This is a genomic window from Sphingomonas sp., assembly GCF_042091075.1.
Taxonomy (GTDB): domain Bacteria; phylum Pseudomonadota; class Alphaproteobacteria; order Sphingomonadales; family Sphingomonadaceae; genus Sphingomonas.
This window is the reverse complement of the sequence record NZ_JBELIE010000092.1, coordinates 1-12,990: the sequence shown is the minus strand read 5'-3', so window position 1 is coordinate 12,990 and position 12,990 is coordinate 1. Positions and strand designations below refer to the sequence as shown.

The window sequence follows — 12,990 nt, the reverse complement described above, 5'->3', positions numbered from 1 at the left end:
AGCGAGGATACGTTCACCCGCCCGATCTACGCCGGCAATGCGATCGCGACGGTGCGGACGTCGGACGCCAAGAAGGTCATTACCGTGCGTGGCACCGCGTTCGACAAGGCGGTTGCCGAAGGCGGCTCGGCGGAGATCGAGGCGGTGGCGTCGAAAGGCGACACCGGCGTGTCGACCTATGTCGGCTCGGAGATCGCAGAAAATGTCCGTCCCGAACTGACCAGCGCCAGGATCATCGTGTCGGGCGGCCGCGCACTCGGATCGGGTGAGCAGTTCCATGCGCTGATCGATCCACTTGCCGACAAGCTGGGTGCCGGGGTCGGTGCGAGCCGTGCCGCGGTCGATGCGGGCTACGCCCCCAATGACTATCAGGTCGGGCAGACCGGCAAGATCGTCGCACCGGAAGTCTATATCGCGGTTGGCATCTCGGGTGCGATCCAGCACCTGGCCGGCATGAAGGACTCGAAGGTTATCGTCGCGATCAACAAGGACGAGGATGCGCCCATCTTTCAGATCGCAGACATCGGTCTGGTCGGCGACCTGTTCAAGGTCGTGCCGGAACTGACCGAAAAGGTCTGAGTGGGCGCGGCAACGCGGCGGTCATCCGATCGCCGCGTTGCACCGATCGAGAACAACCTCGCCGCGTTCCTGTGCGACAGCCCGAAATCGCAAGGTGTCACCGTCCTCGTAGAAGTCGATGCGAATGGTCTCTCCCGGGATCAGCGGCTTTGAAAAGCGCGTGAACATGCCGCGCAGTCGAGCGGGATCATTGTCGCAATAGCAGGCCAGAACGGCGCGTGCAGCGATACCGTTGGTGCACAAACCATGGAGGATGGGCGCAGGAAACCCCGCCTTCGCTGCGATGGCGGGATCGGCGTGCAACGGATTCCAGTCCCCCGACAGGCGATAGATGAGTGCTTGCCGCGGCAGTGTCGGAATCGACACGGATCGGTCTGGCGTTCGGTCGGGCAGCGCAGCGGCGGCCGGGGGGGCGTCACCAAAGCCGCCTTCGCCACCGTTCCCACGCAGGAAGAGAGTGGATCGGACCGTCGCGACATGGGTGCCGGTCGCGTCGTCGAACACTTGCTTGTCCTGGTGCAGCAGCGCGCCGCGGCCTTCACCCTTATCTTCGACCGCGCGCACGGAATACTCCCCTCGTGCACGTCCCGTCGCCGGTAACGGCGCGTGCATGACGAATTCCTGCTCGGCATGCAGGATCTTTATCCAGTCGATGCCGAACTCGGGCCGTTGCGCCCAGAAGCCAGGGTGACAAAGCAGATTGACGTATGATGGGACTATCCGAAGGTCGCCTTCGTATACGAACGGCAGCTCCGCAGCGTCCAGCGGGTCAGCGCCGTAGCCCAGCCCGAGCGCATAGAGGATGGCATCCCGCTTGGTATAATCCTGCACGATCGGATCGATCCGCATCGTGCGGATGGCATCGACGTTCATGTTCCTCTCCCTGTTTCTTGGTCTAGCCGATGAAGATCAGCTTTTTTCCGGTGTTCGCGCCGGCGAAGATCGCCTCCAGCGCGCCGGGCACAATGGCGAAACCCGTCTCGATGTCCTCGTCATACGACAGAGCACCAGCGTTCATCAGGTCGGACAGACGCTCGATGGCCTCGGCAAAGCGGGCTGCATGATCGAAGATGTAGAAGCCGCTCCAGGTCAGGACACGGGTCAGCACCTCGCGCTCCGGACGTGGGCCGCTAGGTGGTGGCGACCAGCTCGCGGTCGCGGCGGTTCCGCACTGGATGATGCGGCCATATCGCGCCATGTGCCTGATCGCGACGTCGGCGATCCAGCCGCCGGTATTGTCGAAGAAGGTGTCGAATCCATGCGGAGCGGCGCTGGCGAGCGCGCTAGCCAGGTCGCCATCGCGATAGTTGAAGACGAGATCGTAGCCATAGCGGCCCCGGCAGCGCGCCGCCTTGTCGTCGCTGCCGGTCAGGCCGATCACACGGGCGCCAGCGGCGCGGGCGATCTGCCCGACGACGCTGCCCACAGAGCCGGCGGCGGTCGAGACGAGGATGGTCTGCCCGGGGGCAGGGGGGGCCAGATCGGCAAGCGCCAGCCATGCCGTCACGCCGGGCATACCCAGGACGCCGGCGAATGCCGATGCGCGCGCGCGCGGTTCCGCGATGTGACTGAGGATGTCCGCTGTCGAGGCGACCGCATAATCCTGCCAGCCAAAAATGCCGTGAACCAGTGCCCCTTCACTGATGCCCGGCAGACGGCTTTCCAGGACAACGCCAACCGTCAGCGCGCGCATTGTCTCGCCGGTCGGGCTGATGGCCGGATTGGCCGCCCAGCCTCGCTGCACCGGATCAGCCGACAGATACAAGTTACGGACGAGGATCTGCCCATTGCCGATCCTCGGGCGCGGGCGCTCTTCGATTGCAAAATCGCGGGCCAGCGGAATGCCGTCCGGTCGTCGGATGAGTATGACGCACCGATTGACGGGGGGCATGCTGTATGTCGGGATCACGAGGCGGGAATCCACGCACCGATCGCGGGCCGCACGGCAATCGCTTCCGGCGGATCGGCGAACACCCCCTCGGTGGTGAACGGATCACCCGCCACCAACTGGCGCGCCGTCGTTTCGTCGGCCGCCTCGATCAGGATACTGCTGCCGATTGGCTGATCGCCGTCCATTATCGCACCGGCGACCTTCACCGCGCCAGGGATGCCCAACCAATAGTCGACATGCCTTTGCCGGTGTGTGGCGCGCACCGGCGCGGCGCCGGGCCGATCCCGGCAGAGCATCAGAAAAAAGGCCATAGCGATCCCACAAACGGATTGTCATTAATGGTATGCCAGCTTACCAATGTCACGCAATAGGGATTTGCCGCATGACCAAATTGTGCTCGCCTCTCGACCCGGCGCGATATTCGTCCTTGGCCTTCAGTCGCGATGGTCGCGTGCTGACCGTCGCGATCAACCTTCCGGAACGGGCGAACGTTGTCACTCAAACCTTGCACGAAGAGATGGCGCGGGTCTGGGATGATGTGGCCGATGACCCTGACAGCGACGTCATCGTGTTGACGGGCGCCGGGTCGATCTTCTGCGCCGGCGGGGACATGAAGTGGCTGGCTGACGAGTTGCGCGATGGCTTGGCCCCCTTCGTCGTCGAGGCCCGGACGATGCGGCGGATCGTCAGTTCGCTGCTCGATTGTCCCAAGCCGGTGATCGCGAAGGTGAATGGAGATGCGTTCGGCTTCGGCGCAACGATCGCGCTGCTATGCGACGTCGTCTTTGCTGCCGAAGGTGCCCGGTTCGCCGATCCCCATGTCAAGGTCGGTCTTGTCGCCGGCGATGGCGGCGCGATGATCTGGCCACAACTGATCGGTTTCGGCAAGGCGCGTCATTATTTGTTGACCGGCGAGGCCGTGGAGGCGCGTGAGGCGGAGCGGCTTGGCCTCATCGCCTTCGCCGTAGCGCCCGGTGATCTGGATGACGAAGTCGCCCGCTACACCGCGCGGCTGGCGCGTGGCGCCCAGTCGGCGATACGGTTTACAAAATCCGTGACGAACATCGCGTTGCGCCAGTTGTTGCCATCGGTGTTTGAGGCTGGGGTCGCCTATGAGGGGCTGACGCGCCACACCGAAGACTATCGCGAGGGTGTCACCTCGTTCATCGAGAAGCGTCGTCCGGACTTTACCGGACGCTGAAGCGGAATCGGGGGGCGGGGGGACGAAGATCTTTCTGACTACCGTGACAGGGTAGGTTGGCGGTCACCTGGTGAGATGCCTTGTCGGTGATGGCCATGAAAGTGACGACCCTTTGTGCGGCGACGCCGCAGCCGTGGGACTCCTTCATCGGCCCAGCCGTGTTTTCCGGGGGGCAACCGGACCCGCTCGCCGCGGAGACGGCGGAAACCGGGATGGCGTCCGGTTCGGCCCCGCTGATCCTTGATTTCTCGATCAGTGAACGGGTCGATTGTCCATGCCGGTCAAAGGTCGTCCTCAGAGGATTTCAACACGGCGGGCTCGCTTGCCTGGCCACTCAATTCATGTTCGTGGTGAATGTCCTTTAGGTTCATCTTGATCTTGAACATCACGCGTTCAGCGATCTTGGCCTCTTCCGCGCTTAGTCCTCTCAACATCTTCTTGTTGGTTTTGGATGCCACGGCGATCATCAGGCGGATCGTCTCATACCCTTGCTCGGTGATAAACACGCGCCGCGCTCGCCCATCCGAATCGTCCGCGCGCCGTTCGATCTGACCGCTTGTTTCCAGCCGTTCGAGCAGGCCGCCGACAGTCACTTTCCCAAGTTCCAGTAAACGCGCCAGATCCACCTGCGTCATGCCGCCGTTGCCGCTCCGCGACAGCGCCGACAGAACCGACCATTGGGACCGGGTGATGCCATAAGGCCGCATCACATCGTCCATGACGATCCGGCGGAGCCGTGACACGTCATGGATGAGGTAGCCGAACCGGAATTGTTTTGCCGTGGGGCGCTTGGCGGGGGCCGTCCGGGGCGCATCTTTGATCAGGTCAGGCTCGGCGCTCATGTTCGCTCACTTACTATCCTTTCCACCGAGAGTGGGCCCGATGCAGGAAGAACGCAAGGGTCGCGCATGCATGCGCCACGCTATTGACAAACTTTATGGTGGAAATAGTACGTATGCACACGGAATAGGAGGGGCGAGGATGGCGTTCGAGGGCTACGGCCATGCATGGGACGGATTCCGGCTCGAACTGTCGTCTGGCGGGGTGTTGACGCTGACGCTGGATCGTCCCGACGCCGGCAACGCCCTGCCAAGCGCGGCCATCCCGCAATTGGCGGACGTTTTCGAGCAGGTTGCGATCGACCCTGACGTGCGCGCACTTCTGGTGCGCGGCGAGGGCGATAATTTTTGTGTTGGTGGTGACGTGAAGGGCTTCGCGCTGACGATCAACCACACGGCAGAGGAGCGCCACGCCGACTATCATGCCCGCATGGATCGCGCTCGCCGGCAGGTTACGGCACTGGCCGCATTGCCATGCCCGATAGTGGTGGCATGTCAGGGAGCCGTGGCCGGGGCAGCGGTTGCCTATCCCCTTGCCGCCGATATCGCGTTGGCGGAACCCGGGACGCGGTTCGTCTTTCCGCATCAGCGTCTCGGCCTGCCGCCGGACGGAGGGCTTTCCTACTTCCTTCCTCGCATGGTCGGTGTCCGCAAGGCATCGGAACTGGCGCTGACTGCGGCGACCATTGATGCGGAGGAGGCGCTGCGGCTTGGCATCATCAGCCGGATCGTCGCCGCAGAAGAATTGCAACAGGCCGCCCGTCAGTTGGCCGACCGCGTCGCAGCTCTGCCGCCGGACGCGGTCAGGCGTACGCGCGACCTGCTGCGAGCATCGGTTGCGAACGACCTGGATATGCAATTGCGCGCCGAGCGGGACGCGGTGGCCGAGGCCGTAGCGACGGACGCATTCGTCGGGGGAGTCCGGAAATTCATGGGTTCGCGCGCGGCTGCGCCGGCGAAGTGATGGATCCGCTTCCCTCGGCGAGCTGGAACGTGCTCTAGCGAACCATTTATATCAATCCGCTCTTGCGCTTGATGCGCGCCAATTATAGTACGCTGACAAACCATATATCAGCGATACGGAGGGGTGATGGAGATCGGGCTTTCCGAAGAGCAGGAAGCGATCCGTGACGGCGTCCGTAAAGTGTGCGCCGGCTTCGACGACGCATATTGGTCCCGCAAGGATGAGGAAAAAAGCTTCCCGTTCGAATTTCATCGCGCGATGGCGGATGCGGGATGGTTGGGCATCACCATGCCGGAAGACGTCGGTGGCGCCAATCTGGGCGTAACCGAAGCTGCCATCATGATGCACGAGGTGGCGGCCAGTCCGGGCGGCTATTCGGCAGCCTCCACGATCCACCTGAATATTTTCGGCCCTCATGCCGTCGTGGTCAACGGGACGCCGGAGCAGAAGGAGCGGATGTTGCGCCCGCTCATTGCCGGCACCGATCGCGCCTGTTTCGGCGTGACGGAGCCGGACGCCGGACTGGATACGACCAGCATCACAACCTTCGCCACGAAGGTGGACGGCGGCTATCGCATCTCCGGACGCAAGATGTGGACGTCGTCCGGCCAAGTTGCCAACAAGATCATCATTCTTGCCCGGACGACGCCGAAAGAGGATTGTCGCCGGCCGAGCGACGGCATGACGCTGTTCTACACCGATCTTGACCGTGATCAGGTCGAGGTGCGCCGTATCGCAAAGATGGGACGAAATGCCGTCGACTCGAATGCGACGTTCTTCGATGACTATTTCGTGCCGGATGCCGATCGGATCGGTGAAGAGGGGCGAGGCTTCCATTACATCTTGCACAGTCTCAATCCGGAACGGATCCTGGTGGGGATCGAGGCGGTCGGTCTGGGTCGCGGGGCCCTGCAACGCGCCGCCCGATATGCCGGCGAGCGCAAGGTGTTCGGGCGTCTGATCGGCCAGAACCAGGGCATCCAGCATCCCCTGGCGGAAAACTGGATCTACCTGGAGAGCGCCTATTGGACGATCATGCGGGCGGCATGGTTGTACGACGCCGGGCGGCCGTGCGGCGCGGAGGCAAATGCCGGCAAGTTTCTGGGCGGGCGTGCCGCTTTCGATGCCTGCACCCGTGCGGTGCTGACGCATGGCGGGATGGGTTATTCGACCGAATATCAGGTCGAGCGATTGTTCCGGGAGTCGATCCTGATGCGGATCGCCCCCATCACCGAACAGCTTATCCTTTCATTCATCGCCGAGCGTGAGCTCGGGCTCCCGAAATCTTACTGAGGAAGAGAAGATGACCGCATTCGGCATCTCTGCCTTCGGCGCCTATGTTCCGCGGCTGCGACTGGACCGGGCGATCATCGCCGACGCCCATCGCTGGGCCATGCCCGGCCTGCGTTCTGCGGCGAAGGGCTCGCGTGCGTTCGCGAACTGGGACGAGGACGCGATCACCATGGCAGTCGAGGCGGCGCGCGACGCGCTGGCGGACCGCGATCTATCGAAGGTGGCGGCATTGCGCCTCGCCAGCACCAGCCTGCCTTTCGCGGATCTGCAGAACGCCGCCATCGTCGCCCGGGCAATCGATGCGCCGCACCAGATCGCCAGCTCGGACGTGGCTGGATCGCAGCGCGCCGGGACGTCCGCCTTGCTGCAGGCGCTGAAAGGGACCCAGGCCGAATTAGTCATTGGTTCGGATCATCCGTCCGCCAAACCTGCGAGTGTTCAGGAACTTACCTTCGGAGCCGGGGCGGCCGCTATCCTGGTGTCGGCGGATGACGTAGTGGCGCGACTGATCGGTAGCGCGACGCGGACGAATGCTTTCGTCGATCATTTCCGTGCGAGCGGTGCCAGTGCCGATTATCAGTGGGAAGAACGCTGGATCCGCGACGAGGGCTATGCGCGGATCGTACCCGAAGCGGCGCAGGCTGCTCTCGCCGATGCTGGATTGGGGATCGGCGACATTCAGCACTTCATCATGCCTTCCTATCTCAAGGGAGCGGCGGAAGCGGTTGCAAAGCGGCTGGGGTTCACCGGCAGCATCGCCAGCGGACTGGAAGATGGGATCGGCTATAGCGGCGCGGCGCATCCGCTGCTGATGTTGGCGGCCGTTCTGGAACGCGCCGGACCCGACGAGCGGATCTTGCTCCTGGGCTTCGGTCAGGGGGTCGATGCGCTCGTCCTTCAGGCGACCGATGCGATTGTCGCGGCGCGACCCGCGCGCGGCATTGCCGGATCGCTCGCAGACGGGGTTCCGACGGACAGCTACCTGCGGCTTCTGTCCTTTCAGGGCGGGATCGACATGGAATGGGGGATGCGCGCGGAGAAGAGCTCCAAAACCTCGCTGAGCGAGCAATATCGTTCCGCCGGCCAAATGGAGGCGTTCGTCGCGGGTGAGTGCGGCAACTGCGGCACCGTCCAGTTCCCGCAATTGCAATATTGCGTGCGCTGCAACGCGCCGGCGGAGCGGCTGGCGCCGGTGCCGCTGCGAGACGTGCCCGCGCAGGTCCAGACCGAGACGGCCGACTGGCTTTCCTATCACCCCGCACCGCCGCTTCGCGTTGGTTTCGTCACCTTCGACAATGGCGCGCGGGTGCTGATGGAGTTCGTCGACGTCGGTGAAGGCGGCATCGACACGGGCACGCCGCTGCGGATGGTGTTCCGTATCAAGGAGCAAGACCGGCAGCGCGGGTACAATCGCTATTTCTGGAAGGCGACGCCGCTTCGCGCGGCCTGAGAGGATCGAGCCATGGCAACGGGCATCAAGGACAAGGTCGCCATCCTGGGCATGGGGTGCTCCAGATTTGGCGAGCGTTGGGACGTCGGATCGCCGGATCTGATGCGAGAAGCCTTCGAAGAGGCGTTGGCCGACTCCGGGATCGAGCGTGAAACGATCGAGGCCGCGTGGTTCGGATGTTGGGGTGACGGAGTCAATGTCGGCAATAGCGCGATCCCTGCCGCCATGGCGCTGCGGCTGGAAGGGATCCCGGTCAGCCGCGTCGAGAATATGTGCGCGACCGGGACGGAGGCGCTGCGCGGTGCCGCTTATGCGGTGGCATCCGGCGCGGTCGACATCGCACTCGCGATCGGCTCTGAAAAGCTCAAGGACACCGGCTTCGGCGGGTTGCCACCACCATTCAAGGGAACATTCAACGACCTGTGGATGCCCATGGGATCGGCACCGGCGGGATTCGCGCAGCTCGCACCCTATTACCGCGCCAAATACGGAACCTCGAAAGAGGATCTGAAGCGGGCCATCAGCCATGTTTCGTGGAAGAGCCATATCAATGGCCAGCACAGTCCGAAGGCGCATTTCCGCAAGCCCGTCTCGATGGAGACGATCATGAACGCGCCAATGATCTCCGACCCGCTAGGTCTGTTCGATTGTTCAGGGGTATCGGACGGTGCCGCCTGCGCAATCGTTACCACGCCCGAAATCGCTCGCGCGCTCGGCAAGACCGATCTCGTCACGATCAAGGCGTTGCAGCTTTCGGCCAGTTCCGGACGTGAAACGCAGACCAACGACTGGGATGGCAGCTATGTCGCCAATACCCGGATAGCGGCAGCGAAAGCCTATCGCGAAGCCGGGATCAGCGATCCGAAGGGCCAGATTTCTCTGTCGGAGGTGCATGACTGTTTCTCGATTACCGAGATGGTGACGATGGAGGATCTCGGCTTTTCCGACGAGGGGCGGGCGGTGTTCGACATTCTGGACGGGCGCTATGACCGGGATGGCGCGATCCCATGCCAGATCGACGGCGGTCTCAAATGCTTCGGTCATCCGATTGGCGCCTCCGGCCTCCGCATGGCCTATGAGGTCTATAACCAGTTGCTCGGCCGGGCCGGCGAGCGGCAGTTGTCGGGGCCCTCGATCGGGCTCACCCACAATCTCGGAGGCGTGCCCTATCAGGGCGTGGCCGCCATTTCGATCCTCGGGCGGATGGACTGATGGCGGGGCTGTGGTTCGAGGATCTGACGGTCGGCCAGGCCTTCCGTCATGCGATCCGTCGTACGGTGACCGAAACCGATAACCTGTTGTTCTCGACGCTCACGCACAATCCGGCGCAACTCCATCTCGATGCCCATTATATGCGTGAGGGCGAATATGGCCGCATCCTGGTCAATTCCACCTTCACGCTCGGCCTGATGGTGGGCGTGTCGGTCGGGGACACGACGCTCGGCACGGCGGTCGCCAACCTTGGATGGGACGAGGTGCGCTTTCCAGCGCCGGTCTTCATCGGCGATACCCTGCGGGTGGAAACGGAGGTGGCGGAATTGCGCGAGTCCCGGTCACGCCCGGAAGCGGGGATCGTGACCTTCATTCATCGTGCCTATAATCAGGATGATGTTCTGGTCGCCTCGTGCCGCCGCACGGGATTGCAGCGGAAGCGGCCGTCATGACAGGGCTCCGTTCGTTTCTGTTCGTTCCGGGTGACGACCCGAAGAAGCTCGCCAGGATCGATGGCTGCGGCGCCGATGCGGTAATCCTCGATCTGGAGGATGCGGTCGCGCCGACGAACAAGCCGCTTGCGCGGCAACATGTCGCGGAATTTCTGGCGGCACGTCCACCTGACACCCGCGCCGTGCAACTGTGGGTGCGCATCAACCCGCTTTCGACACCTGATGCGGCACTCGACCTAGCGGCGATCGTCGGGGGCGTGCCCGACGGGATCATGCAGCCGAAGATCGACGGGCCTGATGATGTCGCGCAATTATCGCACCTGCTTGACGATTTCGAGCGGAGCGGCCGGATCGATCCGGGGGCGATCCGCATCCTTCCGGTCGCGACCGAAACGCCATTGGCGCCGTTCCGGCTGGGTGATTTCGGCACCACTGTCCTGCCACGACTTGCTGGTCTGACCTGGGGAGCGGAAGACCTGGCGGCGGCGATGGGCGCGAGTACCAACCTCGGCCCCGACGGGCGCTGGGCCTTCACCTACCAGATGGTACGGTCGCTGATGCTGATGGCGGCGCATGCTGCCAATATTCCGGCGATCGAAACATTGTACGTCGATTTCCGCGACGACGCGGGTTTGCGCGCTTCGTGTCGTGCCGCGCGCGCGGAAGGCTTTTCGGGTCGTATCGCCATCCATCCGTCGCAGGTGGCAGCGATCAACGAGAGCTTCTCGCCTTCCGACGAAGAGATCGCGGTCGCGCGGCGGATCGTTGCCGCCTTCGACGCGGCACCGGCGGTGGGCACCATCGGGATCGAGGGCAAGATGTACGACATCCCCCATTTGAAGGCGGCGCGGCGAACGCTGGCACAGGTGCGACCATGATGAACGTGGCACATGAGAGCGGTAGCCTCGTCGACCGTGACATCTTCAGCGACGAACATGACCAGTTTCGTGCTGTCGTCCGCCGTTTCGTGGAAAGCGAACTGCAACCGCATCACCATCAATGGGAGAAGGACGGCATCGTTCCGCGCGAGGCTTGGCGCAAGGCGGCGGAACTCGGCATATTGTGCCCGACGGTGCCAGAGGAATATGGCGGCATCGGTGCCGACTGGCTCTATTCGGTGGTGGTGATCGAGGAAATCACGCGCGCCAACGTGACCGGCCCGGGGTTCATGGTCCATTCCGAAATGGTCGCCCCCTACATTCTCGCCTGGGGTACTGAGGAGCTTAAGCACGCCTGGTTGCCCCGCATGGTGGCGGGCGAGGTGATCGGTTCCGTCGGCATGACCGAGCCGGGGGCTGGCAGCGATCTGAAGGCGTTGCGGACGCGCGCAGTGCGCGATGGCGATGAATACCGGATCGACGGCCAGAAAACCTATATCTCCAATGGCGGCCAATGCGACCTGATCGTTCTCGCCTGTAAGACCGATCCCGCGGCGGGAGCGCGCGGCGTCAGCCTGATCGTGGTCGACGCCGATCAGCCGGGGTTCGAACGCGGCCGTCGGCTGGAGAAGATCGGGCTGAAGGCGCAGGATACCGCCGAACTGTTCTTCAACGATTGCCGCGCCCCCGTCAGCCATCGCCTCGGTGAAGAGGGACAGGGGTTCGGGATGCTGATGACGAAGCTGGCGCAGGAGCGTCTGTCGGTCGGGGTCAAGGGCATGTCGGCTTGCGAGGCCGCGCTGCGTTGGACGGTCGATTATGTTGGTGAGCGGCGTCTGTTCGGCGCGCCGCTGGGCGACATGCAGAACACTCAGTTCGTCCTTGCGCAACTCGCGGCCGAAGTCAGCCAGGCGCGGATTTTCGTGGACTGGGGCATTCGCCGTTTCATGGACGGCCACCTGTCCGCCGTCGATGCGTCGAAGATCAAACTATTGGTTACCGAACTGAACGGCCGCGTCGTCGACCAGTGTCTGCAGTTCTTCGGCGGCTATGGCTACATGACCGAATATCCCATCGCCCAAGCCTATGTCGATGCGCGGATCAGCCGCATCGCCGGCGGCGCGAACGAGGTGATGCGGCAGATCATCGCGCGGGACCTGTACCGTGGACAAGAAGGGAGAGGGTGATGGAGAACGACCTCGCACTGACGGGCGCGCAGCTGCTCGCCATCTACCGGCTGGCGATACGGATCCGGCTCAACGATGAGCGTGTCATCAAGGAGATGATGGCTGGCAGACTGGTAACGCCCTACTACAGCGCACGAGGGCAGGAGATCATCCCCGCCGCGGTATCGCTGTGCCTTGATGACGATGACACCATCTGCACGATCTATCGCGGCACCCACGACATGGTGGCGAAGGGCTTCCCGCTCGACCTGCTCTGGGCGGAGCTTGCCGGACGCGTAACGGGCAGTTGCAAGGGCAAGGGCGGCCCGATGCATCTGACCTTTCCGGAGAAGGGATGCATGGTGACGACCGGGATCGTCGGCGCATCGATGCCGATCGCCAACGGCCTCGGCTGGGCGGCGCAGCTTGATGGCAAGGGGCGTGTGTCGATTGCCAACTTCGGGGATGGTGCCGCGAACATCGGCGCTTTCCACGAGAGCCTTAACATGGCGGCGCTCTACAAGCTTCCCGTCGTCTTCGTATGTCAGAACAATCGTTATGCCGAGCATACGACCATGGCGCGCTCGACCGCCGTCGAACGCCTTTCGCTGCGGGCGGCCGGCTATGCGATGCCCGGCGTCACGGTTGATGGCAACGATCCACAGGAAATGTACCACGCTGCGCGCGAGGCGGTGGATCGCGCCCGTGCAGGCGGCGGCCCGACGTTGATTGAGGCGATGACCTATCGGTTCAATGGGCACCTGATCGGTGACGCGGGCGGATACATGGATAAAGCCGAATATGCCACGGCTCAGGCCGCCGATCCCGTACCCAGGTTACGGCGGCAATTGATCGACGGCGGTTTCGTTGACGCTGCGGCGCTGGAGACGATCGAGGCGGACATCGGTGCCGAAATCGACGCAGCGGTGTCCGCCGCGTTCGCGGCGGTTTTCCCCGAACTGGCCGAATTGACGCGCGACGTGTTCGCGCCGGAAATTGCGTGAGGACCGGACGATGACCGCACCCCAGAAGATGACGATCGGCGAGGCGATCAATCGCGCGCTG

General features: G+C 63.4%; 14 protein-coding genes. 10 read left to right on the top strand and 4 right to left on the bottom strand.

Annotated features, from left to right (window positions below):
• On the top strand, window positions 1–579 hold a 579-nt coding region (locus tag ACFDSW_RS10430; protein ID WP_375250227.1), incomplete at its 5' end, for an electron transfer flavoprotein subunit alpha/FixB family protein.
• A gap of 21 nt (window positions 580–600) precedes the next feature.
• Here the strand turns inward: ACFDSW_RS10430 and ACFDSW_RS10425 are convergent.
• The 3 genes from ACFDSW_RS10425 to ACFDSW_RS10415 are packed head-to-tail and all read right to left on the bottom strand — an operon-like array spanning window position 601 to window position 2,781.
• The gene (locus ACFDSW_RS10425; protein WP_375250226.1) at window positions 601–1,452 is read right to left on the bottom strand and encodes a MaoC/PaaZ C-terminal domain-containing protein; all 852 of its coding nucleotides are present in this window, start codon (window positions 1,450–1,452) and stop codon (window positions 601–603) included.
• A 22-nt stretch (window positions 1,453–1,474) separates the two neighbouring features.
• A complete protein-coding gene (locus ACFDSW_RS10420) occupies window positions 1,475–2,503 on the bottom strand; it encodes a zinc-binding dehydrogenase (protein WP_375250225.1) in 1,029 nt (342 codons plus the stop codon).
• Window positions 2,485–2,781: a YciI family protein gene (locus tag ACFDSW_RS10415; protein ID WP_375250224.1), complete on the bottom strand. Its 297-nt coding sequence runs from the start codon at window positions 2,779–2,781 to the stop codon at window positions 2,485–2,487. The genes ACFDSW_RS10420 and ACFDSW_RS10415 overlap by 19 nt, the downstream gene beginning before the upstream one ends.
• Window positions 2,782–2,921: 140 nt before the next feature.
• Here ACFDSW_RS10415 and ACFDSW_RS10410 point away from each other — a divergent pair, with 140 nt between their 5' ends.
• Window positions 2,922–3,671, top strand: coding sequence for an enoyl-CoA hydratase/isomerase family protein (locus tag ACFDSW_RS10410; RefSeq protein ID WP_375250223.1), 750 nt, complete (start codon window positions 2,922–2,924; stop codon window positions 3,669–3,671).
• A 281-nt stretch (window positions 3,672–3,952) separates the two neighbouring features.
• Here ACFDSW_RS10410 and ACFDSW_RS10405 read toward each other — a convergent pair whose 3' ends face one another.
• The gene (locus tag ACFDSW_RS10405; RefSeq protein WP_375250222.1) at window positions 3,953–4,513 is read right to left on the bottom strand and encodes a MarR family winged helix-turn-helix transcriptional regulator; all 561 of its coding nucleotides are present in this window, start codon (window positions 4,511–4,513) and stop codon (window positions 3,953–3,955) included.
• Between the two features lie 139 nt (window positions 4,514–4,652).
• Here ACFDSW_RS10405 and ACFDSW_RS10400 point away from each other — a divergent pair, with 139 nt between their 5' ends.
• The 8 genes from ACFDSW_RS10400 to ACFDSW_RS10365 all read left to right on the top strand — a co-directional run bounded on the left by ACFDSW_RS10400 (window position 4,653) and on the right by ACFDSW_RS10365 (window position 12,929).
• Window positions 4,653–5,474 carry an enoyl-CoA hydratase/isomerase family protein gene (locus tag ACFDSW_RS10400; RefSeq protein WP_375250221.1) on the top strand — a complete coding sequence of 274 codons (822 nt, stop codon included), beginning with the start codon at window positions 4,653–4,655 and terminating at the stop codon, window positions 5,472–5,474.
• A 126-nt stretch (window positions 5,475–5,600) separates the two neighbouring features.
• On the top strand, window positions 5,601–6,767 hold the full coding sequence (locus tag ACFDSW_RS10395; RefSeq protein WP_375250220.1) for an acyl-CoA dehydrogenase family protein: 1,167 nt from the start codon (window positions 5,601–5,603) through the stop codon (window positions 6,765–6,767).
• A gap of 10 nt (window positions 6,768–6,777) precedes the next feature.
• Window positions 6,778–8,217 carry a 3-oxoacyl-[acyl-carrier-protein] synthase III C-terminal domain-containing protein gene (locus tag ACFDSW_RS10390; RefSeq protein ID WP_375250219.1) on the top strand — a complete coding sequence of 480 codons (1,440 nt, stop codon included), beginning with the start codon at window positions 6,778–6,780 and terminating at the stop codon, window positions 8,215–8,217.
• A gap of 12 nt (window positions 8,218–8,229) precedes the next feature.
• Entirely contained in the window at window positions 8,230–9,429 is a 1,200-nt protein-coding gene (locus tag ACFDSW_RS10385; protein ID WP_375250218.1) for an acetyl-CoA acetyltransferase, read from the top strand.
• Window positions 9,429–9,881, top strand: coding sequence for a MaoC family dehydratase (locus tag ACFDSW_RS10380; RefSeq protein ID WP_375250217.1), 453 nt, complete (start codon window positions 9,429–9,431; stop codon window positions 9,879–9,881). The genes ACFDSW_RS10385 and ACFDSW_RS10380 overlap by 1 nt, the downstream gene beginning before the upstream one ends.
• Window positions 9,878–10,759 (top strand): HpcH/HpaI aldolase/citrate lyase family protein, encoded by an 882-nt coding sequence (locus ACFDSW_RS10375; protein ID WP_375250216.1) that lies wholly within the window; start codon window positions 9,878–9,880, stop codon window positions 10,757–10,759. The genes ACFDSW_RS10380 and ACFDSW_RS10375 overlap by 4 nt, the downstream gene beginning before the upstream one ends.
• Window positions 10,756–11,946, top strand: coding sequence for an acyl-CoA dehydrogenase family protein (locus tag ACFDSW_RS10370; RefSeq protein ID WP_375250215.1), 1,191 nt, complete (start codon window positions 10,756–10,758; stop codon window positions 11,944–11,946). The genes ACFDSW_RS10375 and ACFDSW_RS10370 overlap by 4 nt, the downstream gene beginning before the upstream one ends.
• Window positions 11,946–12,929 carry a thiamine pyrophosphate-dependent dehydrogenase E1 component subunit alpha gene (locus ACFDSW_RS10365; protein ID WP_375250214.1) on the top strand — a complete coding sequence of 328 codons (984 nt, stop codon included), beginning with the start codon at window positions 11,946–11,948 and terminating at the stop codon, window positions 12,927–12,929. The genes ACFDSW_RS10370 and ACFDSW_RS10365 overlap by 1 nt, the downstream gene beginning before the upstream one ends.
• The last annotated feature ends 61 nt before the right edge of the window (window positions 12,930–12,990 follow it).

Bases quoted from the DNA above. Each gene is read 5' to 3' on its own strand.
- ACFDSW_RS10425 (WP_375250226.1), bottom strand. From the start codon at position 1,452: ATGAACGTCGATGCCATCCGCACGATGCGGATCGATCCGATCGTGCAG.
- ACFDSW_RS10395 (WP_375250220.1), top strand. From the start codon at position 5,601: ATGGAGATCGGGCTTTCCGAAGAGCAGGAAGCGATCCGTGACGGCGTC.
- ACFDSW_RS10415 (WP_375250224.1), bottom strand. From the start codon at position 2,781: ATGGCCTTTTTTCTGATGCTCTGCCGGGATCGGCCCGGCGCCGCGCCG.
- ACFDSW_RS10375 (WP_375250216.1), top strand. From the start codon at position 9,878: ATGACAGGGCTCCGTTCGTTTCTGTTCGTTCCGGGTGACGACCCGAAG.
- ACFDSW_RS10370 (WP_375250215.1), top strand. From the start codon at position 10,756: ATGATGAACGTGGCACATGAGAGCGGTAGCCTCGTCGACCGTGACATC.
- ACFDSW_RS10390 (WP_375250219.1), top strand. From the start codon at position 6,778: ATGACCGCATTCGGCATCTCTGCCTTCGGCGCCTATGTTCCGCGGCTG.
- ACFDSW_RS10380 (WP_375250217.1), top strand. From the start codon at position 9,429: ATGGCGGGGCTGTGGTTCGAGGATCTGACGGTCGGCCAGGCCTTCCGT.
- ACFDSW_RS10385 (WP_375250218.1), top strand. From the start codon at position 8,230: ATGGCAACGGGCATCAAGGACAAGGTCGCCATCCTGGGCATGGGGTGC.
- ACFDSW_RS10405 (WP_375250222.1), bottom strand. From the start codon at position 4,513: ATGAGCGCCGAGCCTGACCTGATCAAAGATGCGCCCCGGACGGCCCCC.
- ACFDSW_RS10365 (WP_375250214.1), top strand. From the start codon at position 11,946: ATGGAGAACGACCTCGCACTGACGGGCGCGCAGCTGCTCGCCATCTAC.
- ACFDSW_RS10400 (WP_375250221.1), top strand. From the start codon at position 4,653: ATGGCGTTCGAGGGCTACGGCCATGCATGGGACGGATTCCGGCTCGAA.